Source organism: Rouxiella silvae (genome assembly GCF_002093625.1).
Lineage (GTDB): Bacteria > Pseudomonadota > Gammaproteobacteria > Enterobacterales > Enterobacteriaceae > Rouxiella > Rouxiella silvae.
In genome coordinates this window covers 25,115-46,796 of record NZ_MRWD01000040.1, presented here as the reverse complement: position 1 = coordinate 46,796, position 21,682 = coordinate 25,115, and the positions used below count along the sequence as shown (strand labels likewise).

The 21,682-nt window shown below is 49.8% G+C and carries 19 protein-coding genes; 9 read left to right on the top strand and 10 right to left on the bottom strand.

Annotation, left to right across the window (positions count from 1 at the left end; translation table 11 throughout):
• The first annotated feature begins 165 nt into the window (after window positions 1-165).
• Window positions 166-297, top strand: coding sequence for a hypothetical protein (locus BS639_RS25190; RefSeq protein ID WP_255474458.1), 132 nt, complete (start codon window positions 166-168; stop codon window positions 295-297).
• Between the two features lie 329 nt (window positions 298-626).
• Window positions 627-986 carry a DUF2502 domain-containing protein gene (locus BS639_RS16270; protein WP_084983635.1) on the top strand — a complete coding sequence of 120 codons (360 nt, stop codon included), beginning with the start codon at window positions 627-629 and terminating at the stop codon, window positions 984-986.
• A 120-nt stretch (window positions 987-1,106) separates the two neighbouring features.
• On the opposite strand, the gene BS639_RS16265 is transcribed toward BS639_RS16270, so the two are convergent.
• Together BS639_RS16265 and BS639_RS16260 are read right to left on the bottom strand one after the other, a co-directional pair.
• Window positions 1,107-1,553, bottom strand: a complete 447-nt coding sequence (locus tag BS639_RS16265) for a universal stress protein (RefSeq protein ID WP_055783015.1) — start codon at window positions 1,551-1,553, stop codon at window positions 1,107-1,109.
• 35 nt (window positions 1,554-1,588) lie between these two features.
• The gene (locus BS639_RS16260) at window positions 1,589-2,368 is read right to left on the bottom strand and encodes an IclR family transcriptional regulator (protein ID WP_084983634.1); all 780 of its coding nucleotides are present in this window, start codon (window positions 2,366-2,368) and stop codon (window positions 1,589-1,591) included.
• 174 nt (window positions 2,369-2,542) lie between these two features.
• On the opposite strand from BS639_RS16260, the gene BS639_RS16255 reads away from it, so the two are divergent.
• Window positions 2,543-4,156: an MFS transporter gene (locus BS639_RS16255; protein WP_084983633.1), complete on the top strand. Its 1,614-nt coding sequence runs from the start codon at window positions 2,543-2,545 to the stop codon at window positions 4,154-4,156.
• A 57-nt stretch (window positions 4,157-4,213) separates the two neighbouring features.
• Complete coding sequence (locus tag BS639_RS16250) at window positions 4,214-5,242, top strand: HlyD family secretion protein (RefSeq protein ID WP_084983632.1); 1,029 nt, start codon at window positions 4,214-4,216, stop codon at window positions 5,240-5,242.
• A gap of 96 nt (window positions 5,243-5,338) precedes the next feature.
• Here the strand turns inward: BS639_RS16250 and mdoC are convergent, their stop codons facing one another.
• Entirely contained in the window at window positions 5,339-6,529 is a 1,191-nt protein-coding gene (gene mdoC / locus BS639_RS16245) for a glucans biosynthesis protein MdoC (protein ID WP_055783026.1), read from the bottom strand.
• Between the two features lie 321 nt (window positions 6,530-6,850).
• Here mdoC and BS639_RS16235 point away from each other — a divergent pair, with 321 nt between their 5' ends.
• Both BS639_RS16235 and mdoH read left to right on the top strand, forming a co-directional pair.
• Window positions 6,851-8,386 (top strand): glucan biosynthesis protein G, encoded by a 1,536-nt coding sequence (locus BS639_RS16235; RefSeq protein ID WP_055783758.1) that lies wholly within the window; start codon window positions 6,851-6,853, stop codon window positions 8,384-8,386.
• Window positions 8,379-10,964 (top strand): glucans biosynthesis glucosyltransferase MdoH, encoded by a 2,586-nt coding sequence (mdoH, locus tag BS639_RS16230; protein WP_084983631.1) that lies wholly within the window; start codon window positions 8,379-8,381, stop codon window positions 10,962-10,964. Before BS639_RS16235 ends, mdoH begins: the two co-directional genes overlap by 8 nt.
• A 113-nt stretch (window positions 10,965-11,077) precedes the next feature.
• Here mdoH and opgB read toward each other — a convergent pair whose 3' ends face one another.
• Window positions 11,078-12,955, bottom strand: a complete 1,878-nt coding sequence (gene opgB, locus BS639_RS16225) for a phosphatidylglycerol--membrane-oligosaccharide glycerophosphotransferase (protein WP_084983630.1) — start codon at window positions 12,953-12,955, stop codon at window positions 11,078-11,080.
• 284 nt (window positions 12,956-13,239) lie between these two features.
• Between opgB and BS639_RS16220 the strand changes: the two genes are divergently transcribed.
• Complete coding sequence (locus tag BS639_RS16220) at window positions 13,240-13,485, top strand: YceK/YidQ family lipoprotein (protein WP_055783040.1); 246 nt, start codon at window positions 13,240-13,242, stop codon at window positions 13,483-13,485.
• 31 nt (window positions 13,486-13,516) lie between these two features.
• Here BS639_RS16220 and BS639_RS16215 read toward each other — a convergent pair whose 3' ends face one another.
• Window positions 13,517-13,918: a MysB family protein gene (locus BS639_RS16215; protein WP_055783043.1), complete on the bottom strand. Its 402-nt coding sequence runs from the start codon at window positions 13,916-13,918 to the stop codon at window positions 13,517-13,519.
• Between the two features lie 120 nt (window positions 13,919-14,038).
• A complete protein-coding gene (locus tag BS639_RS16210; RefSeq protein WP_084983629.1) occupies window positions 14,039-14,830 on the bottom strand; it encodes an ornithine carbamoyltransferase in 792 nt (263 codons plus the stop codon).
• A gap of 183 nt (window positions 14,831-15,013) precedes the next feature.
• Between BS639_RS16210 and BS639_RS16205 the strand changes: the two genes are divergently transcribed.
• Window positions 15,014-15,409: a hypothetical protein gene (locus tag BS639_RS16205; RefSeq protein WP_084983628.1), complete on the top strand. Its 396-nt coding sequence runs from the start codon at window positions 15,014-15,016 to the stop codon at window positions 15,407-15,409.
• A gap of 39 nt (window positions 15,410-15,448) precedes the next feature.
• Here BS639_RS16205 and mdtG read toward each other — a convergent pair whose 3' ends face one another.
• The 4 genes from mdtG to BS639_RS16185 form a co-directional block, all read right to left on the bottom strand.
• Window positions 15,449-16,687, bottom strand: coding sequence for a multidrug efflux MFS transporter MdtG (gene mdtG, locus BS639_RS16200; RefSeq protein WP_055783053.1), 1,239 nt, complete (start codon window positions 16,685-16,687; stop codon window positions 15,449-15,451).
• Between the two features lie 236 nt (window positions 16,688-16,923).
• Window positions 16,924-17,358 (bottom strand): DoxX family protein, encoded by a 435-nt coding sequence (locus BS639_RS16195; RefSeq protein WP_055783057.1) that lies wholly within the window; start codon window positions 17,356-17,358, stop codon window positions 16,924-16,926.
• A 228-nt stretch (window positions 17,359-17,586) separates the two neighbouring features.
• Complete coding sequence (locus tag BS639_RS16190; protein ID WP_084983627.1) at window positions 17,587-18,507, bottom strand: Kdo(2)-lipid IV(A) acyltransferase; 921 nt, start codon at window positions 18,505-18,507, stop codon at window positions 17,587-17,589.
• A 526-nt stretch (window positions 18,508-19,033) separates the two neighbouring features.
• A complete protein-coding gene (locus tag BS639_RS16185; protein WP_055783062.1) occupies window positions 19,034-20,131 on the bottom strand; it encodes an NADH:flavin oxidoreductase/NADH oxidase in 1,098 nt (365 codons plus the stop codon).
• Between the two features lie 150 nt (window positions 20,132-20,281).
• On the opposite strand from BS639_RS16185, the gene trhO reads away from it, so the two are divergent.
• Window positions 20,282-21,349, top strand: coding sequence for an oxygen-dependent tRNA uridine(34) hydroxylase TrhO (gene trhO, locus BS639_RS16180; RefSeq protein ID WP_084983626.1), 1,068 nt, complete (start codon window positions 20,282-20,284; stop codon window positions 21,347-21,349).
• The last annotated feature ends 333 nt before the right edge of the window (window positions 21,350-21,682 follow it).

Genomic DNA, 21,682 nt, shown 5'->3' with positions numbered 1-21,682 from the left:
TGAGCAACTGAATTGGATATTTCTTCCGCCTGCCTTTCACCGCACAGAATAATGGTATCTGCCGTGCGCTGTCGTTTATACTCCCTCAATGCTGGGAACGCCTGTCTCGCAGACCGCGAGGTGGGAGAATGATCAAAACACGCTGTGTTTGAAAAGGTGAAGAGAATGAGTGACGATATTTTTGATTTCGATATAGATGCTGCGTTGGAAACTGCTGAAGAAAAAGCGGCAGAGAAAGCGGCGGCCGTACCGGAAATTCTGACCGATGAAGCTGAGTGTGAAAGCTGCAAAATCTGAGTCATCACCGTTAATACAGGTTGAACATCAGTAAAAAAGACCGCTTCGGCGGTTTTTTTATTGCCTGAATCGCTTCATTTTTGAATCTCAAGCTGTTTCTTTTCGCCGAATAGAAGTGAAAACTAGGCGGTAAAACAATCAATTTATTAAGCGAGCTGTTAATTTTCGCTTTGGCACCATAGTCTTACGAATTGTTGATGATTGTAACTGTTTTGACGCAACTGTGAGGAATTCGTGAGGCGTGAGTAAATGGGATAAATTCCTATAGAACAGCAAGATAGCCAGGGGTAACGTAGCCGCATCAGATCGGACAGATCCTGGAGTGTAAAATGAAAAAAATATTCTTGGTGCTCGCGGTAATGTCGGCCTTTTCAGGTTTGCCCGCGGTAGCACATGCAGATGTGTCGGTGGGTGTTAACATGCCCGGCTTCTCATTGAACATCGGTGACCGCGACCGTCGCGGCTACTATTGGGACGGCGGTGATTGGCGTCCGCCGGGCTGGTGGAGCCATCATCGTCGTGACCGCGGTCGCTGGGTTTATTATGAACCTGCTCCACCGCCGCCGCCGCCGGGTTATTACTGGCGTGAAGGTCCGCCGCGTTGGCATGAAGGTCCACCGCCGGGAAGATGGCACGAGGGGCCGCCACCCGGACGTTGGCATGAAGGCCCGCCTCCGGGACGTTGGTAAAGGTTTACAGAGTAAAAGTTAAATCTGCACTTTAAGAAGCAAAAATTTTAAGTACAGGGTTGGCGCTGGCTATGCAGAGCATCCCTAACGTCAATTCTGTACTTTCTAAGCAGCGTAATTTTAGTTACCGCGTACCTCAACCAAAACTGGGCAGGGCGCACCCGCCACCACCTCTGCACTGACTGACCCTTTAAAAATTTTGCCGAAAGCGGTTAAGTGACGATGACCCATCACGATAACAGATGCCCCTTTGGCCTTCGCTTGCGCAATAAGTGTCTCTCCTGCTGCACCTATCACCAAATTTCCCTGAGCGACGACTCCCGCCTGAGCTAACTGCCGCAGCGCATTTTCAACCACCGTCGTGGCGGTATTCTCTTCGGCCGCCGCCGCCGGATAGTCGATAATATCGCCGGGCTGCTCCTTTTCGTTGGCAAAAGCATAGGCTTCATCAATACAGCAGGTGACGTACACTTGCGGTGCACCATGCTGAGCGACTTGGCTGGCCAGGGCTACGACCTGCGACGTCTGTGGCGAGCCATCAACGGCCACGAGAATGACATCAAACATACGGTTTTCCTTCTTGTCTGAGGACCAAGGGGGACTTAGTGTCCTCCACCCAGTTTACCGATTTCACCACTTAACGACTCTTTACAGCGCAAAATGGCCTCAGTGACGGCCTGTTGTTTCGCGGCGCGTCGTTCCGTTGGCATCAAAACCGAAATGGAGTAGTGGCCAAGAATGGTGTCTACCGCCGCCGCCATAGATGAGATCCCGAGTACGGTTTCACCACTTTCTATTGAGATCCCATCTTGTCGAACCTGCGCAATCTTCACCAACAGCACATTAATATCCTTAACGGTATTTTCGGTCGCCGGCTCAAGCGTGTCGCCAACCAGATGGCGGATTTCTGAATCGGTTTGCAGCGAAAGCAGGGCACGTCCGGCTGAGGTGCTGTAAATGGGCAGATTAAGACCCAGCTTCGGCACCACGCGCAGCTCCCGTTCGGCAACAATATGATGAATATTGCTGATTTGTCTGCCGCTCGCTCTGCCCAGTGCAACGGTTTCTTCGGTTTCATTGCAAAGTTGTTGTAGATAAGGCGAGGCAATAGCGATGACATCGCTGTGAATCGTTGATACCAGGCGCAGCAGCATAGGCCCGAGGCGAACGCCACCCGCGCCTTCAGCCCGCACGAATCCTTCCTCTGCCAGTGCGGCAACGATGCGCTGCACCGTCGAACGAGGCAGCTGAACTTCATTGGCGATGGCACCCAGGCTGAGTCCCTCGGGATGGCGACCTAAGGTGTTAAGGATTGCTGCCGCCCGAGAGATAACCTGAATACCGCCGCTGCGTTCTTCCTCTGCCGAGTTGTCTGTATTCATATCGTTGATTTATCCATTATTTTTCTTTCCTCATCCTACTAATATCCGCCCAATGTAATAGCGCGCCGTGCAAAAAACAATCATTAATCACATTGCAATACACTGCACCGTATTATAGTATCCGCACGGTGTATCGTATCGTGGTGCATTGCATCATTAAATAAGAGTAACTCAATGAATCAGCCATCAATACTGGTCAACCCTGCAGGCGGTCTCGCGATGCCCGTGCCGCAGCCCTTTAATCTGCGGTTGGTTATCGGATTAATCGGTATTCTTTTCGCCTCGCTCTGTTCCGGCCTCAACGATCGTGTGACTGATATTGCGTTGGCCGACGTACGCGGGGCGTTAAATATCAGCAGTGATCCAGGTAGCTGGGTCATTGGTGCCTATCAGGCGGCAGAAGTTGCCGCCATGATGCTCGCACCCTGGTTTGCCATGACGCTTTCACTGCGCCGCTTTGCCATCGGCACTGCATTGGGTTTTTCGCTGATCGCCGCCCTATTGCCTTACTCCCCTAACATTTCAGTATTTATTGCCCTTCGCGTAGTGCAGGGCATTTTGGGTGGAGCGTTGCCGCCGCTGCTGATGACTGCCGCACTCCGATTTTTACCGCCTGCTTATAAGCTTTATGGCCTAAGTGCCTATGCGCTTACCGCCACCTTTGGTCCAAACGTGGCCATCACTCTGGCGTCTTTTTGGACTGATGCCGTCGGCTGGCAGTGGGTGTTTTGGCAGGTTATCCCGCCGTGTTTGGCCGCCGCGGTGATGATGGGTTACGGCCTTCCCCAAGACCCGCTTCGTTTCGAGCGCTTCAAGCAAATGGATACCGTCGGCATGCTGACAGGCAGTAGCGGTATTGCGCTGTTGGTGTTAACGCTGCAGCAAGGACAGCGGCTTGATTGGCTTCACTCGCCGTTGATTGTGCTAATGCTGCTTTCCTCCGTTGGCCTGCTGCTGGTGTTTTTTGTTAACGAGTGGTCGCACCCACTGCCGCTTTTTAAATTGCAGATGCTTAAACGTGCCAATTTAAGTCATGGTTTGCTGACCTTGGGCGGTCTGATGGTTCTGCTGCTTTCCGGCTCGGCACTGCCTTCGAGCTATATGGAAAGCGTGCAGGGATTTCGTGCTGCGCAGGTAGGTCCATTGGCGCTGACCATTGGTTTACCTCAACTTTTACTGGCCCCGCTGGTTGCGGCAGTGTTGAATTTTCGTTGGATCGACAGCCGCTGGGTGCTGTTAATGGGCCTTGGGCTGGTGGGCGGCTCGTGCTATTTCAGCAGTCATATCACCGAGCATTGGTCGCGGGAAAACTTCTATTGGCTGCAAATTATGCAGGCGTTCGGACAGCCGATGGCGATATTACCGGTGCTGATGGGGGCGACCGGCGTGGTGCAGCCGCAGGAAGGACCGTTTGCTTCGGCAATGTTCAACACCGTTCGCGGATTAGGTAGCGTCATCGGCAGCACCGTCGTGGGCGAATTTTCCAGTCAACGCGAACAGTTTCACTCCAATGTATTGCTTAACCATGCTGGAAGTGTCAGCTCACTGCTTTCTCAACCCTATGACGGAGACGGCACCTATCTTGCGCCGCTGAACCCGAACGGCTCGGCCATTTCGAGTGAAGTATTGAGTGCGTTTTCATCATTGGTTAAACGACAGGCTACGGTACTGGGACTTTCGGATACTTATTTTCTGCTAATAAGCATTGCCTTTGCCTTGGCTTTGCTTACCGCACTGTTGCCTAAACGGACATATCCGCCGCATACGCTGATAAAAAAAGCTGATTAAACAACACACCGACTGCTTGCACCGACTTTTAATAAGAACAAACGAGAGAAAAGAATTATGTCCATTAAATCCTCATTTCGTCCGGTATGGCTGCTGGTTGTGGTCATTATCCTGTTGCTGGTTGTTCTGGGCGTCTATCTGCTTAGTGTTGACACAGCGCCTAGCACCGATGATGCGGTGATTTCTGCCGATTCAACTCTGGTAGCCCCGCGTATTTCAGGCACCGTTCAAGACGTGCTAGTTCAAGATAATCAGCAAGTTAAGGCAGGGCAGCTGTTGGCCAAAATCGATGACCGCGACTACCTCAACGCGGTTCAAACCGCCAGTGCGGCAGTGGAAACCGCGCAGGCACAGATGCAAAGTTTAGTGGCGCAGGTTGCTAAACAGCAGCCGACTATCGAACAGGCTCGTGCTGTGGTCGCTGCCGACGCCGCAGGGCTGGTGTATGCGCGTCAAAGCGCTGAACGATATAAACGTTTGGCGGTTGACGGTTCGACGTCTTTAGACCAGCGTGATGATTCTGATGCTAATTATCGCCAAAAGCTGGCGGCTCAGCAGAGTGACATGGCCGCCGTACGGGCGGCAGAAAAGCAGCTCGACGTGTTAAAAGCCGAGCAGGCGCAGTCGAAGGCGGCGATCGATTCAGCCACCACGGCTTTGCAACAGGCTAAACTGAATCTGTCTTATACCGACATTAAGGCGCCAATTGACGGCATTGTGGGCGTACGGTCCCTGCGAGTAGGGGCGTATGTGAGCGCAGGAACTCGCGTGCTCGCGCTGGTGCCGGTAGAAAAGGCCTACGTGCTGGCCAATTATTTAGAAACGCAGCTCGCCCATGTACAGCCAAATCAGTCAGTAACGATTAAAGTTGACGCGCTGCCGGACGTTACGTTTAAGGGCAAGGTAGACAGCATTGCACCCGCAACTGGGGTCACTTTTTCACCGATTACGCCTGATAATGCCACGGGGAATTACACCAAGGTTACCCAGAGATTGGCGGTGAAAATTTTACTGGATGCGGGGCAAAAAGATTTATCTCGACTGAGGGTGGGAATGTCGGTAGTGCCGACGATTATGACGCAGTAAAATTTATAATCTCTTACCCGACAGTATGATGCTGCGTGACAGGTGGTCCCTCAACCGTCACGCAGCGCGCTATCTATTCACTTGCTTTAATGCCGCCTAATGGCCTTGTTCAGCCCTTTTACCCGCCGAAGATGACTCTCCGTTATCTTTCTTCATAAACTGCCATTTTCCCGAGAACAGGAAGCGCAGCAGAGGAACGCGTTTGTGTGCCTCATAAAGGAAGAAGGCGATACCAAATACAAACACCAGCCCCAGCCAGAACCCAAGCCAGTCACTTTTGATTAGCGGCGTAATAAATGCGCCATAAATCAGCGTCAATGGGTGGTGAATCAGATAGACAAACAGCGACGCGTTGACCAGATAGGTGACAAACGGTGACTGGAAGTTAAGCACGTAGTGGCTGAATGAGAACACCACGTTAACCATCAGAATACCCAGCAGACTGGTAATGATGGCATCGATCTCCATCGAGTACAGCTGTGGCGTATTAACGTGCTGATTAATCATATAAGCAGCAAACAGCAGGATGCTAATCGCGCACGCCGGCACTGAAGGTTTGAGGAAAATGCTCTTCAAACTGGCAAACTTAAATGCACAAGCACCGATAAGGAAAAACGGCAGATAAAATAAAGTTTGCATCACCACGAAGTTAAAAGCGCCATTTCCTAACAGTTGTGGTGCAAAAAGATACACACTTCTATTAAACGCAGCGTAAATCAATCCGAAAAATAAAAATAATATTGAGATTTTTCCAAGCGAATCTGCATTTTTAATGACTTTTAAAATCCGACTATTCTTATTCTCTTTAATTGCACGGAATAAATAGAAAGAGACCGCGGTCAATATTACCAACGTTAATAAGAACCACAGATGTGAAACTAACTCCCACACGGTGATATTAATTTTCTGGTAGAAGTCCAGCGAACTCCAGTTGGAGAAGTTGTTAGTGAAGTAAGCCAAAAATAACAGCTGAGGTACAGTGATCAGTGGCAAGGCCGCAGCCAGCGGGATGGCAACGCGCTCCAGGCGCACTCTAAGCCACTTACGGCTCTCGTAACGCTCATAGAGCATATAGGAGAAATAGCCTGAGATAACAAAGAAAACCTGCATGCGGAAGGCATGAATCGTATCGTTGAATATCGTCAGCCCATCAGACGGCGTGACGCTGTTTACCGTCCAAATATGGCTGGAATATATCAACGATATATGAAATGGAATACCGAGCAACATGAGGTATGCCCGGATCGAATCCAAAAAAAACTCTCTTGGTTGACTTTGTGGTTTCATATCGATTCATTTTAGTTAAATCTTCATTAAATCTAGTTTACTTTAAAATCAAAATTGGCACTGTTAAGAAATGTCTGCTTTTTGTAAAGCCTCCTTTGCCGTGGGGCGTGGGCGTGAGGCAGACTCAGACAACTTTCCATAGCGGGACTTTCGCCGAATTGATATCCTTGTTTAACTATGTGCTTAAACGGTTCATCAATGTGATGATCCATTCACCTCTCATCTTGTCGGATTTCTGACTATTCCTTAAAATGGACTAATGAGTTGAGCGCATTTAAAGGAGGGGACGTGCCGGGTAAAAATTTTTCCAAAGGGCCAGATATGACTAAAGTCCGTTTGCTAAGTGCCGCAGTGTTGATGACCTTGTTCACTTCATCTGCTTGGGCTTTTTCCATTGATGATGTTGCCAAGCAGGCTAAAGCGCTGGCTGATAAAGGTTATGAAGCACCAAAGAGTAACCTGCCATCTCAATTCCGCGATATGAAGTTTGCGGACTATCAACAAATACAATTCAATCACGATAAAGCGTATTGGAATAATCTGAACACGCCTTTCAAACTTGAGTTCTATCATCAGGGTATGTACTTCGACACGCCGGTCAAAATTAATGAAGTGACCGCCAACAGCGTTAAAGAGATCAAGTACAGCCCAGACTATTTTAATTTCGGTAACGTCAAGCACGATGCCGACACCGTCAAAAACCTTGGTTTCGCCGGTTTCAAAGTCCTTTATCCCATCAATAAAGCCGATAAAGATGATGAAATCATGAGCGTGCTGGGCGCGAGCTATTTCCGCTTGATCGGTAAAGGTCAGGTCTATGGCCTGTCTGCCCGTGGTTTGGCCATCGATACTGCACTGTCCTCCGGTGAAGAATTCCCTCGTTTCCGTGAGTTCTGGATTGAACGTCCTAATCCTGATGAGAAACACCTGGTCATCTATGCGTTGCTGGATTCTCCGCGTGCGACCGGCGCCTACCGTCTTGACGTATTCCCAGGCAAAGAAGCGACTGTCGATATTCAGGCTAAAGTGTTCCTGCGCGATAAAGTGGGCAAACTGGGGCTTGCTCCGTTAACCAGTATGTTCCTGTTTGGTCCAAATCAGCCTTCTCCAGTCATGAACTACCGTCCGTCGCTGCATGATTCTGACGGCCTGTCTATCCACGCCGGTAACGGTGAGTGGATTTGGCGTCCGTTGAATAATCCTAAACACCTGTCAGTGAGTCAGTTCAGCATGGAAAACCCGAAAGGCTTTGGCCTGCTGCAACGTGGCCGCAACTTCTCTGAATATGAAGATCTCGACGATCGTTACGACCTGCGTCCAAGTGCCTGGGTAGAACCAAAAGGCGATTGGGGTAAAGGTAAAGTGGAACTGGTGGAGATCCCAACCGCTGACGAAACCAACGATAACATCGTTGCCTTCTGGACGCCGGATCAACTCCCAGCTGCCGGTACGCCTATTGATATCAACTATCGCCTGCACTTCACGCGTGATGAAGACAAGCTGCATTCACCTGACTCCTCATGGGTTTCTCAAACCATGCGTTCCGCCGGTGATGTGAAACAGTCTAATCTGGTTCGTGAACAAGACGGCAGCGTAGCTTACGTAGTCGATTTCGTTGGGCCTGCTCTGAAGTCGCTTAAGCCTGACACTCCGGTAGCGTCTCAAGTCAGCATGGGTGATAACGCCGATCTGCTCGAAAACAATGTCCGCTATAATCCTGTTACTAAAGGCTGGCGTTTAACGCTGCGCATGAAAGTAAAAGATCCGAAGAAGCCGGTTGAAATGCGTGCTGCTTTGGTTAATGGCGACAAAACTCTGAGCGAAACCTGGAGCAATCAGTTACCTGCCAATGAATAAAACAACGCATTCTACCCAAGAGTACGTAGAGGCACTTCCCCTGACCGAGTCTCGGAAAGGGGAGCTTACTCAGCAGCTTCCGGCTGCTGAGGAGTTGGCTTTTACGTCACTGCATCACCGCCTTGGCGGTGATTTTGCTGCGCCAATTGACCAGGCTGACGCCGAGGCTCCGCTGGTTTCGGTGAAAGAGCGTATTCGCGAAGGTTGGCCAGACGCCGATGAGCATGGCACATTGTCAGAAGTTGATAATGAAGGCCGCACCATCGTGAAAGCGATGCCGCCAGTTAAGCGTTCCAGCATGTTCCCTGAAGTATGGCGTACCAACCCGGTAGGTCGCTTCTGGGACTCACTGATGGGACGCACCGCGATTGCCCGCCGTTACACTTCTTCTCAAATGCCCGAGTCTGAGAAAAGATGGCGTGCAGCCGGCTCTATTCGTCGCTATATCCTGTTGGCGTTGATGCTGATTCAAACAGCCATTGCCACCTGGTATATGAAAACCATTCTGCCTTATCAGGGCTGGGCGCTGATAGACCCGTCCGACATGCTGAATCAGGACTTCTTGCAGTCCGTGTTGCAGTTGCTGCCTTACGTGTTGCAGACCGGCATACTGGTACTGTTCGCCATTCTTTTCTGTTGGGTGTCTGCCGGTTTCTGGACTGCGCTGATGGGCTTCCTGCAACTGATGATTGGGCGTGATAAATACAGTATTACCGCTTCTACCACTGGCAACGAGAAGCTGAATCCGAACAACCGTACCGCGCTGATCATGCCGATTTGTAACGAGGACGTTGAGCGGGTATTTGCCGGCCTGCGTGCGACTTACGAATCAGTGAAGGCCACCGGCGACCTCGACCAGTTTGATATCTATGTGTTGAGCGACAGCTACGACCCGGATATCTGTGTGGCCGAGCAGAAAGCCTGGATGGAAGTGTGCCGCGACGTAGACGGCCACGGCCGCATCTTCTATCGCCGCCGCCGCCGCCGCGTAAAACGTAAAAGTGGCAACATCGATGACTGGTGCCGTCGTTGGGGTGGGGAATATGCCTACATGGTTATTCTCGACGCCGACAGTGTGATGAGCGGTGAGTGTCTCACCGGTCTGGCGCGTTTGATGGATGCCAATCCGAATGCCGGTATTATCCAGTCTGCCCCTAAAGCCTCTGGCATGGACACGCTTTATGCACGCTGCCAGCAGTTTGCAACCCGTGTCTATGGGCCACTGTTTACCGCAGGTCTGCACTTCTGGCAGTTGGGTGAATCACACTACTGGGGTCATAACGCCATTATTCGCGTTAAGCCGTTCATCGAGCACTGTGCACTGGCACCGCTGCCGGGTGAGGGTTCATTTGCCGGTTCAATTTTGTCTCATGACTTCGTTGAAGCTGCGCTAATGCGCCGAGCAGGATGGGGCGTCTGGATTGCCTATGACCTGCCGGGAAGCTACGAAGAGTTGCCGCCGAACCTGCTCGATGAGCTGAAACGCGACCGTCGCTGGTGTCACGGTAACTTGATGAACTTCCGTTTGTTCTTGGTTAAGGGAATGCACCCGGTTCACCGCGCTGTGTTCCTGACGGGGGTCATGTCTTACCTGTCGGCCCCGCTGTGGTTTATGTTCCTGGCGCTTTCAACCGCGCTTCAGGTGGTGCATACCCTGATGGAGCCTCAGTACTTCCTGCAGCCGCGGCAGTTATTCCCAGTTTGGCCTCAGTGGCGTCCCGAGCTGGCGATTGCGCTGTTCTCGACGACGATGGTGCTGCTGTTCCTGCCTAAATTACTCAGTATCGTACTGATTTGGGCCAAGGGCGCGAAGCAGTATGGCGGCGCGGTGCGTCTGCTGCTGTCAATGCTGCTCGAGATGCTGTTCTCCGTGTTGCTGGCGCCGGTGCGCATGCTGTTCCACACCGTGTTTGTGGTCAGCGCATTCCTTGGTTGGGAAGTGGTTTGGAACTCACCGCAGCGTGACGATGACGACACCCCTTGGGGTGAAGCATTTAAGCGCCACGGTTCGCAGTTGGCGCTGGGTCTGGTTTGGGCGAGCGGCATGGCGTGGCTTGACCTGCGCTTCCTGTGGTGGTTAGGGCCTATTGTCTTCTCTCTGATCCTTTCGCCGATCGTCTCTGTGCTTTCAAGCCGTGCGACCTTAGGTATAAAGAGCAAGGCAGCAAAACTGTTCCTGATCCCTGAAGAGTATGATCCGCCGCGCGAGCTGGTGGCGACAGAAGAATATCTGAAGCTAAACCGCGAACGTATGCTGAAAAACGGCTTTATGCACGCCGTGGTGAACCCGACCTTTAACGCCTTGGCTACCGGTATGGCGACCTCGCGTCACCTGCTGCGCCAAAGCGTTGAAAATGGACGTCAGCAACTGCTTGAGAAAGCATTGCAGAGCGGACCGAAAAACCTCGGCAAGGCCGATCGTCTGGTGTTGCTGAGCGATCCGGTTATTATGGCTCGCCTGCACTCTGCGGTGTGGACACAGCCAGACTTGCAACAGTGGAAAGCCTATTACGAAGAGTTACCGCGTAATGCCGAGGCCTTCCCTGAAACGCAAACGCTGGAAGTGAAACCGGCTTAGTCGGCGTAAGAATCAGTAAGTCAAAACCCATAATGGCGGATGACGTAAAAAACGGGCAGTTTGCGTGATGCAGACTGCCCGTTTTGTTTTTAAAGATCCAAGAACAACTCGTGCTACGGCGTGGTATCAACCACCGAGCTCAGTTTCTTAACCGTTTGCTGATACGTGGCTTCATCCAGTTTTTGCAGTCCGTCGAACATGACTTTACCGCGATAAAGATCACGATCGGCCTCAACAATCTGCGGCTTGGTGGTCAGACTTCCTGTAGCGATACACACGTTATTGACGCTCTTCAGCGAGGCATCCCAAACATTGCCCATCCTGTTACAGCTATCAACCCAGACAAATTTCTCGTCAGGTGCCAGCGTTGACAGCTGTTTTTCAAGCGGATCTGACATATATACGTCGAACAGCGGGTCTATTCTTCCGTTATTCACCCGCAGGATAAGCGGAAATTTGAACGATGCTCCGGAAAATGTCAGCATTTTGCTGTCTGTGTTCAGTACATAGTCGGTAATAGTTTTCGGAAAATCCCACATTTTGATGATGGCCGGTTTCCAGCGCAGCGTGTGCTTGCGTATGTCGTGATAATTGTTGGCAAGAGACTCGCTGGTCAGGCTACTGCGACCCAATCCAATGAAGTTGTCACCGCCCAACATATCGAGCACCGTGGCGCCGTTGTCGAGTGTGGTACGCTTTTGGTCGATAACCTGATTGTTCTCGCCGTCACCGCGCAGCACAAAGAATAAATCTCTTCTATTTTGTTTGGTGAGAATTGAGTAGGCGGTATTGTTCATTGCCAAATGGTCTGATGAAACCACGATTACGGTATTTTTGAAGTAAGGCGAGGCCTTAATCTTATTAATCAGCTTCGCTACCTGCTCCTGACTGCAGGCCACTGCGCTGAGAGACTGGTTACTTTTGTTGTTATATAAGTAGTTATTTCTTTTACAGGTTGCATCAATGTATCCGTCTGGGTGATGCGTATCAACGGTCAAGGCAAATATTGAGAACGGTTTGCCTGCTTTAGATAACTCCTCAAACTTGTCATAAACAAAGTCCAGCGTAGTGTCGTCATACCAGCCCCATTCGTTTTTGTAGTTAGGGTCTTTAACAAAGGGCTTAAGCTCTTGATAGCCATAAAGATGATCAATACCGTGAGTAGATAAAAGCAGTTCTTTACCTGCGAAGGCCAAATTTGCGCCCTGATAGAAATAGTTAGTGTAGCCGGAGGCTTTTAACACATCCCCCAGGCAAATGCTTCTTGGATAAAAGGTGGACAGTGAACTGGACGCATTGCTGTCGAAGGGGGCAAAAAGCGGGATTCCGCACAGCGCTGAAACCATACCTGAGACGGTATTTTCCGCACCAGGGATCTGAATCGTATTACTGAAATCTATCGATTCCTGCTTAATTGCGCCAAGCTCAGGGGTCAGGTCAGGAAACACGTCGTTATCGAAATAGGTACGTTCCAGACTTTCGCCAAAGATGTAAATTAGATTGGGTTTGCTGCCATTAATGGATTTAATCGCGTCTTTATAATTCTGTGAAAAATCTGATTTATCATCACCATACTGCGAGGTGGTTAGCTTGAAAAGCTGAGCAGTCGCTGGCGATGTACCGATGGCCAGCAGTGAGAACAGCAGGGCGGCAAAATTGTAGGTAGTTTTTCGAGCGGTATTCTTATTGCTCAATATCAACCAGGACAACAGGCCAAAAATCACTAAGATAAAACCCAATAGCCCAACCGCAGGCAGCACATATTTATCAACGCCCGCACCAGTGAGACTGTTGGTGACAGTAAACAGCACCTCATCGTTGACGCCTTCGCCGGTAAAATAATTACTGGCAATCCAAATTGAGCTCAACAGCAGAAAAAGTGCTGAAAGCACCAGCGTAAGAGAAATCCAAAATGAGTTTCGTTTTGCTTTCACTGCGCAAAGGACGACGGATGCGATGAAGAACAATACCGAAATGAATTCCAGGGCCATGTACTTTCCTTGTATGACTTATAAGCGTGTTAGTAATAACGTATTGATAAAAATCACCTTGTTTTCTCTTTGTTGATATTTATTCAATAGTACTCTGCCGTTACATTTTAATATAAAATTCATAAACCATTCATATACAGAATTATGTGTTAGCACTTTATAGCGACGGAATAGTGAAAACGTGGAACGTAAGCGCGAATGCTTTACGTTTGCTTAACGCGGAGCACACCGCCTCCTGTGATAAACTTAATAGAAGAATAAGGGGATTTGATGAGGTTTTGGGTGTGAAAAAAGGTTTGCTTTTAAGGGGGGTGGCGCTGGTGATTACAGTGACTGCACTCTCGGGATGCGGCAGTATAATCAGTCGCACCATGCCCGGCCAAGGGCATGGCAACCAGTATTATCCTGGCGTACAGTGGGACTTACGTGACGGCCCGTGGCGCTATGTTACCGTCATCGACGTGCCGCTATCGATGATTGTCGATACCTTTATGCTGCCCATTGACGCCCGCCACGGACCTTACGAATAAGAATCACCGGTGAGTTTCCTGACGCCCTGGATTATTCCTCGCGTCCTGGGAATTCGTCTTCATCGTCCCATTCTTCTGCGGCGGCCGCGCCTTCTTCAGTGTCAAGCGGAGGTTCCAGCTGGTATTCACCTTCATCCCACTCATAGAGCGTATTTTCAGGCTGCCACTCTTCAAGCAGTTCCTGCTTGTCAAAGTCATCGTCAAAAATTGCCTGCGCCGCTTCGCCACTCAGAAAACTCAGACCCTCCGTTTCTTCGCCTGACTCAGCGGAAAACTCGGCTTCCCACATAGTATCCCCATCCTGCATGATATATTTCTGCAGGTTGAACTGATCGACAGCCGGAGATTCTTCATCTTGAGTGTCGGCCATTTTCTCCAAAAACTCTTCGCGTGCCGCGTCTATAGCCTCTTCCAGCGTTGCATACAGTGACATATTTCCTCCTTTGCACAGATTGCGGTGTTTTTAAGAAAAGGATAGTTGAAGATTTGGCGATGAAAAATTTTTAGGAGTAAAAATTTATAAATCGCATCACCCGGTCATAGACGGCACAATTCAAGCCGTTAAAAGGTGGGCGATAATCGCTTTTTGCACCGGCAACAGCCAGGCCTTTTGCTGATAACCCGTAAAATTGGCATACAACAGCGGGTCAAAATTGAGCTCTTGTCCCACCGTGAAGGGCGGGGTGGGCAATAACAGTGGATTGTCGAGGGCTTGCAGGGTGGCCAAAGTCAAACAAGATGCCGATTGGTACGCCCGTGGCCAACCGTCGGTTATCACCACGTCAGTGCTGAAATCGGCCTGCGTGGTAAATTTCACGCCGGGAATTTGAGTGTGAAACGCCTCATCACACACGTGAGTGAGGTCTAAGCCCAACAGCGGCGCCAGCTCATGCCATGATTTAAAAACATTGGTCGTAGGCCCCCAGAGACAGATACGCGCTTGTTTAATCGGGCCGAGCGTTTTGTTGATAAAAAAGGCGTCGGTCAATACTTCACAGGGATGACCTTGGCTGGACATGGCATTAATGACCGGTTTCGAGGAGCACGCAGCAAAGGTAGCGAGTTTTTCATGGTTGGATTCGCGCACGACGTAGAGGTCATAAAAAGGGTCAAGATACCCGGCCAAATCCTCAGCGCGCTCGGCGGTTTTTAAAAGATTGGGCAGCTCGATAAAGGACAGGCCGAGCGCGTTGAATGCCTGAATAAAGGTTGTTCGCGTGCGAATGCCGTTGCCTTCAAATGACCAGCCAACCCTTCCCCATAGGGGGGACATTGGACTCTCGACTCTCCGCCATATATCAAGAATATCGGCAGGTTGCAGGTCAGTCAGCGTAATAATACTCATCGATTCACCTTGGATTCTGGATTTTAATCTGGCTATTACGCTATTTTATTGGCCAATTTTGTCAATGAAAATTCAGCTTTGCAAAGGCGATGAGTCATTAGGGTAAAGGTTTGGCAAACGCAGTTTATTCACGATGTTACTTGGCTCACAGTAAGCGGGAACTCTTTTGAAAAGGTCGTTGCTATGAAAATGTCTACCCGCACAATTTTATTGCCGCTTTGTGGTATTGCGGCGCTTATCAGCGTCGGCAGCTATGCCGCCGAGAACACAAATAAAGCGCCACAGGCTGAGCCTGCTAATCAGCCGCAGGAAGAGATGCCGTTTCACGGTGAAGGTCGACCGCCGTTTCCACCAATGGAAGTGATGATGTCGCCGCCGATGCACGGTTTCTGTCATGGCAGAGAGCTGTTCTGTGCCTCTGTGGCCAGCGACAACCCCACGGATACACTGCAAAAACTTAACGGCGTTATTCCGGCGACGACCGCAGGTAAGCACTATGAAGTGCGCGTTTCGGTGGTGGAGGTGCCAGACTTCCCGCATCACGGTCCTCGAAATCCGCCGCCGCAAAACAGTCAGTAGCATTGAGATTTGGCGCCGTTTTAGTGGCTTAAGTTGATTTTATTCAACCATTGCCTGACTGGGGCGGCGCTGTAAACTCCAATATGAATAACAAGCGTTGAACAGCACTACGCAAGCCGTCACGCAGAATACCGCCCGAAAACCATATCCTGCTGAAACCGACGCACCCAGCAGCGGGCCGGTGACATTTCCCACGTCGCGAAAAGATTGGTTATAGCTGAACACCCGTCCCGCCACCTGATTGGTGCAGTTATAAATGAGCAGTGTTTGCACCGCAGGCAACAGTGCACCGTCGGTTGCACCGAGCAGAAACCTGAGGATGCCTAGCTGCAACGGGCTCTGCACAAATGCCATGGGGATCAGCAACAGCACAGAAATTGCCAACATGGCCACAAGAATGCGTTCGGGGCCAATTTTGTCGCCCAACTTACCGAGCCGTGGTGCACTTAACAGTGCCGCCACGCCGGGCACCGAGGCAATCATGCCGCTTATAAACGCCAGGTTTTGAGTATTTCCTGCTAGTTCGCGGACGTAAAGGGTCAAAATTGGCGCAATCGAGCCGGTCGCCACCTGAATGATCATGGTGGTAATAAAGAGACAAAGTACTAACTTTGGGTCTTTCAGCGAGGCGAAAACCTGCTTGCGGTTGAGCATATCCTTCTTATTCACGGGCACAAACTGTTCGCGAACAAGATAGAGAGTCATCAAAAAACAGGTGAAGAGTACGGCAGCGGTGATGAAGAATACCGGCCGCAGCCCATAACTGTCGGCAAGTATGCCGCCTACCAGTGGACCAATCAGCGCTCCGCTGACTGCACCGGTAGAAAGCGTGCCCAACGCCCAGCCGCTCTTGTTGCGCGGTATTTGCGTGGCGATAAGCGCATTGGCATTGGGGACAAATCCACCCAGCAGACCAAGCAGCGCGCGCAGCACCAGAAATTGCCAGATATTATTCGCCATACCCATCAGGGCCATCACGATGGCCATGCCGAGCGCTGAGCGCAGCAGCATAATTTTTCGCCCTTTACGATCGGCTAATCCTCCCCAGAATGGCGAAGCAATCGCAGAAAATAAGAAGGTGATGCTAAATACCAGACCCGACCACATATTGAGTGATTCGTGACCGGTTACGCCGAGTTTTTCTATGTACAGGGGAAGAAAGGGCATGATGAGGCTAAATGCCGCGCCGGTCAGAAAACAGCCGATCCAGACAACGAAAAGATTACGTTTCCAATTAATGGGTTCTGGTGCTTGGTCCGATGCAGGTGCCGAGGTCATAAAATACCAATGAGTGAGGTCCATTTACTCTGCGAAGAGGGCAAAACAGAGCGCAGTAATAATGATTTAGCTCGATAATTATGCGCCGATTAATTACGCAGTTCAATAATGTTAAGAACTTATTACGTAAAATTAAAAAAGATGTTGAGCAGGGAGATGGAGCGCAGAAGAAAGAGTACAGTGCTTATAGAAGGTTAAAAATCAGGCGATTAAGTGTAATCGCCTGACGGAATTGCTTAGCGCAGAGCCGGATTGCTGACCACGGAATAACGGCCGCTGCCCAGTAACATGATGACAAGACCGCCGAAGAAGTACATCGCTTCGCCTTCGAGTCCCCATGCGCCCACTTCATTAATGGTGAAGAACTTACCGCCTACCACCAGCAGGGTCGCCACCACCAGGTTGATTGACATGACCAGCGCGGCAGGGCGGGTGAAAATACCCAGAATAATCAATACGGGAGCAATAACTTCCCCGATATAGGCGCCATAGGCAATAAAGCCTGGCAGGCCGTGACCTTCGAGCATTTTCGCAATCCAGCCTACGCCGTTTTCCATTTTAGCCACACCGTGGAATAAAATAAGGATACCAAACGTCAGGCGTAACAGGAGCTTACCCAGATCTGGGTGATCGGTGATACGGGTGAAACAGGTATTCAATTTTGCCAACATAGTGAGATCCTTTTGGATAAGTAACGCGGCTGTCCGTTATAAAACGTCATCGGTGCATTCGAAATCAGTCACAGATGAAATTATATTGCCAGTATTCTCTACATTGCGGTTGGAGAAAATGAGATAACGTTGATGAAGTCTTTCAAAAAAACTGTTTGAATAAAAACAACTGGTTGAGATTTTCCTGCCCTGGCGCAGTGAATGGGGTTGCCAGGGCGTTAGAAAGCGTTAGTAAAGCGAAGGTTCGCCGTCTGGGCGGGTTTTAAAGCGACGATGGAGCCACATGTACTGTTCAGGGGCTAATTTAATCTCGTCCTCTACAACTTTGTTCATGTGGGTAGCGGCGACGACCTCATCATCGAGCGGGAAATTTTCGACCGCAGGATGCAGCAGTAGCTCATAGCCTTTACCGCTGGGTAAACGACGCGGGGTAAACGGAATAATCGCCGGTTTTCCCATCCGCGCCAGCAGGTAAGTCCCTTTAGTGGTGGCGGCTTTGTCCACGGCAAAGAATGGCACAAACACGCTGCTGCGCGGGCCATAATCGTGGTCAGGCGCATACCAGATAATGTCTCCCTGTTTCAGACTGCGGATCATGCCTTTGAGATCTTTACGATCCAGCATCGCCTTATTGGAGCGCATACGGCCTTTGGTTTGGATCCAGTCCATCAGCTTGTTGTCGTGAGGGCGATAAACGCCCACTCCAGGATTGTGGATCCCGAAGATACGCGCGCCTAACTCCAGCGTTAAAAAGTGCACGCCAATCAGCAGCACGCCCTGTTGGTTATCACGTGCTTTCTGAATGTGCTCTAGTCCGCTGACCTTAAACCAGCGTTCAATGCGCCAGTCGGGCCAGAACCACGCCATGCCGGTTTCAAACAGCCCCATGCCGACGGACTCAAAGTTTTTAAGTATCAATCCATCACGTTGGCTTTGTGGCATATCTGGGAAACACAGCTCAAGATTACGCTGGGCTATATTCCGGCGGCGTTTCAAAAAACGCATAGAAAAGCGGCCAATGCCACATCCCATGCGATAGATAATGGGATAGGGCAAAAGCACCAGTAGATACAACAGTCCCAGCCCCATCCAGGTAGCCCAGTAACGGGGATGCAATAACGAACGGGTAAAGGTTGGTACTTGAGTCATAAAATCTCTGCGTCATTGTTTGAGGTAGGAAAATTTAAGCTCTGTCTTGGCTATGCCTTTATATTGAGTCAAAGAACATTATGACCCGATGCACGGTAAAGCCAGCTAGCAGCCCGCCGAGGAAATGTCTGCTTATGTGAATTCTCATTATTGCAGGAGGTAAATCTTCCTAAGCAAAGTCGTATATTGTGACACTTTTTTTTATCAAGGTGAAAAATGACGGCATTAAAACCTCATTTTTGAATATTTAAATCCTGATATCTCCTTAAAATGTGTGATTTTTAAACTTTTGGGCTTGATTTGCACTTAAGCATTTTATGCCAAAATGCGTCGAGCATGACGTTAAAACACCCTATCTGCAACTTTGAATATTGATAAAGAACCCGATTTTGTCAATCATTCAGCCCCCTTGTCATGACATATAAGCGCGATATACCGCACTTAAGGTTCGTATATGGCGTTAGCGCATAAAAAAGGACGCCATTAAAAAATGGCGTCCTTAGTGACAATTGAGAAGTTTAAACGATTATTTTACGTCAAATAAACCTTTCACATTGTGTGGCTCGCTGCGCCAATACTGCTTGGGTGCGCTAACTTTAGCCCCCAATTTTGCCGCTGCGTGCCACGGCCAGCGTGGGTTGTAGAGCACGCCGCGCGCCAGGGCTATCATGTCCGCCTGACCGGTAGAAACGATAGCTTCGGCCTGCTCGGGTTCGGTAATTAACCCCACGGCGATAACCGGGATATCAACCGCTTGCTTGATACTTTGCGCGAACGGCACCTGATAGTTAGGACCTACGGCAATTTTCTGCTGCGTTGACAGACCGCCGCTTGAGACGTGAATGTAGCTGCACCCCAGTTTTTCAAGTGCCTTGGAAAGTTCAATCGACTGTTCCACGTCCCAGCCGCCCGGTACCCAATCGGTGGCAGAGATGCGCACGCCAATCGGTTTGTTGGCAGAGAAGACCTGGCGCAGTTCCTGATAAATCTCCAAAAGCAGGCGCATACGGTTTTCCAATGAGCCGCCGTATTGATCCGTGCGCTGATTTGAAAGAGGCGACAGGAACTGGTGCAGTAAATAACCGTGTGCGCCGTGCAGTTCAATCAGGTCGAAGCCCAGTTTGTCCGCGCGCTTTGCGCTGTCGACGAAGGCCTGCTTAAGGGCGCTGATTCTCTCAAGAGACATTGCCTCGGGGGCATTATCGGTGTCCGCAAATCCTACGGCAGAAGGTGCTACCGTTTGCCAGCCACCGAGTTTGGCGCTGATTTGCGTTCCTCCTTCCCACGGTGCATAGCACGATGCCTTGCGGCCCGCGTGTCCCAACTGTATACCTAAAGGAATGTCACTGTTTTCACGCAGTGAAGTGACCAGGCTAGCCATTGCCTCTTCAGTTTCATCATTCCATAAGCCGAGGTCTTGCGGAGAGATCCTACCTACGTCCTCAACCGCCGTGGCCTCCAGAATCAATAATCCTGCGCCGGAAAATGAAAGCTGGCCAAGGTGGGCGTGGTGCCATGATGTTGCTTTACCGTGTTCCGCCGAATATTGGCACATGGGGGCGATAACGATGCGGTTAGCTAACGTCAGTGAACCTAGTTTGATGCTTTCAAATAACTTGCTCATGGTGACCTCTAATGAGTTTGAAATGTGTATCAGGCAACGCGGGATGTGGTAACCGAAGCTTTAATCATGGTGGCTGTTTAATGTATAATAGCGCCGTTTTAATTTTTACTCTGCTTAGAATAGCCTCAACGAAAGACAGGAAAGTACACCATGCCAGTGTTACATAACCGAATTTCTAACGAGGAACTGAAGGCACGCATGCTGGCAGAAGCCGAGCCGCGCACGACAGTTTCTTTTTATAAATACTTCCATCTCGATGACCCTAAAGCATTTCGCGACCGGCTCTACGTTGATCTGGTTAAGTTAAATGTTTTTGGCCGCATTTATGTGGCTAAAGAAGGCATCAATGCGCAGATTAGCGTTCCACAAAGCCAATTCGAGGCTTTCAAACAGCATCTTTTTACCTGTCATCCGGCTTTCGACAATATTCGTCTTAATATTGCGCTTGAAGACGACGGCAAATCATTCTGGGTGCTGCGCTTCAAAGTGCGTGAGCGAATTGTTGCTGATGGTATTGATGATGAAACCTTTGACCCTTCCAACATAGGTGAATACCTCAAGGCGGAACAGGTCAATGCAATGATAGACGATCCCGATACGCTGTTTGTCGATATGCGCAACCACTACGAATACGAAGTGGGGCATTTTGACAAGGCGATTGAAGTGCCTTCTGATACTTTCCGCGACCAGCTGCCGATGGCGGTTGATATGCTGAAAGACGATAAAGATAAAAAAATTGTTATGTACTGCACCGGCGGCATACGCTGTGAGAAGGCCAGCGCCTACATGCTGCATAACGGCTTTAAAAATGTGTACCACGTTGAAGGCGGGATTATCGAATATGCGCGTCGTGCCAAAGAACAGGGTTTGCCAGTAAAATTTAAAGGTAAAAACTTTGTCTTTGATGAGCGCATGGGCGAAAGGATTTCTGACGACGTGATTGCTCACTGCCACCAGTGCGGTGCTGAATGTGATAATCACACCAACTGTCTAAATGACGGCTGCCATTTGCTGTTCATTCAGTGCCCGTCCTGTGCTGCCAAGTTTGATGGATGCTGTAGCGAAATTTGCCAGACTGAGCTCAAGCTTCCAGCGGAGCAGCAGAGAGCACTGCGAGCCGGTCGTGAGAATGGCAATAAGATTTTCAATAAATCCAAAGGATTATTGCAGACCACGATGCACATTCCAGCCCCAAAAGACGCGAGTTCAGTCGACTGATACCGTCTCTTATTACGCCTGCTGGCCTTTGGCGGCAGGCGTAATTTTTCCCTTTCTGATTCAAAACAGCAATACATCCGCCTGTCTCTGCCTGCTCCCCCTCTGATGAGAACTTTCCATTCTGTTTTTAATCATCAAAATTTTGTTCTAACCCTAAGCCAGAAATGAGGCGTTTTGACCGCTAAAAGAATATCAATGAAATGTCATTTATTTGTCAGGTGAACGTTTTAATCAGCTTTTTATCGGCGAGCTATCAATGCTTTTGGAGAGGGCAGGGAACGCGATATAAGGATTGTGGTTTTTATTTTTATTTTGATAAAACAGTAATTTAAA

Excerpts from the sequence above, each read along its gene's own strand:
- mdoC (WP_055783026.1), bottom strand. The coding sequence starts at position 6,529 with ATGAAACCACAAAGTCAACCAAGAGAGTTTTTTTTGGATTCGATCCGG.
- BS639_RS16270 (WP_084983635.1), top strand. The coding sequence starts at position 627 with ATGAAAAAAATATTCTTGGTGCTCGCGGTAATGTCGGCCTTTTCAGGT.
- BS639_RS16255 (WP_084983633.1), top strand. The coding sequence starts at position 2,543 with ATGAATCAGCCATCAATACTGGTCAACCCTGCAGGCGGTCTCGCGATG.
- BS639_RS16195 (WP_055783057.1), bottom strand. The coding sequence starts at position 17,358 with ATGTTGGCAAAATTGAATACCTGTTTCACCCGTATCACCGATCACCCA.
- BS639_RS16215 (WP_055783043.1), bottom strand. The coding sequence starts at position 13,918 with ATGTCACTGTATGCAACGCTGGAAGAGGCTATAGACGCGGCACGCGAA.
- BS639_RS16250 (WP_084983632.1), top strand. The coding sequence starts at position 4,214 with ATGTCCATTAAATCCTCATTTCGTCCGGTATGGCTGCTGGTTGTGGTC.
- mdtG (WP_055783053.1), bottom strand. The coding sequence starts at position 16,687 with ATGACCTCGGCACCTGCATCGGACCAAGCACCAGAACCCATTAATTGG.
- mdoH (WP_084983631.1), top strand. The coding sequence starts at position 8,379 with ATGAATAAAACAACGCATTCTACCCAAGAGTACGTAGAGGCACTTCCC.
- BS639_RS16190 (WP_084983627.1), bottom strand. The coding sequence starts at position 18,507 with ATGACTCAAGTACCAACCTTTACCCGTTCGTTATTGCATCCCCGTTAC.
- trhO (WP_084983626.1), top strand. The coding sequence starts at position 20,282 with ATGCCAGTGTTACATAACCGAATTTCTAACGAGGAACTGAAGGCACGC.
- BS639_RS16235 (WP_055783758.1), top strand. The coding sequence starts at position 6,851 with ATGACTAAAGTCCGTTTGCTAAGTGCCGCAGTGTTGATGACCTTGTTC.
- BS639_RS16265 (WP_055783015.1), bottom strand. The coding sequence starts at position 1,553 with ATGTTTGATGTCATTCTCGTGGCCGTTGATGGCTCGCCACAGACGTCG.
- BS639_RS25190 (WP_255474458.1), top strand. The coding sequence starts at position 166 with ATGAGTGACGATATTTTTGATTTCGATATAGATGCTGCGTTGGAAACT.
- opgB (WP_084983630.1), bottom strand. The coding sequence starts at position 12,955 with ATGGCCCTGGAATTCATTTCGGTATTGTTCTTCATCGCATCCGTCGTC.
- BS639_RS16260 (WP_084983634.1), bottom strand. The coding sequence starts at position 2,368 with ATGAATACAGACAACTCGGCAGAGGAAGAACGCAGCGGCGGTATTCAG.
- BS639_RS16205 (WP_084983628.1), top strand. The coding sequence starts at position 15,014 with ATGAAAATGTCTACCCGCACAATTTTATTGCCGCTTTGTGGTATTGCG.
- BS639_RS16185 (WP_055783062.1), bottom strand. The coding sequence starts at position 20,131 with ATGAGCAAGTTATTTGAAAGCATCAAACTAGGTTCACTGACGTTAGCT.
- BS639_RS16210 (WP_084983629.1), bottom strand. The coding sequence starts at position 14,830 with ATGAGTATTATTACGCTGACTGACCTGCAACCTGCCGATATTCTTGAT.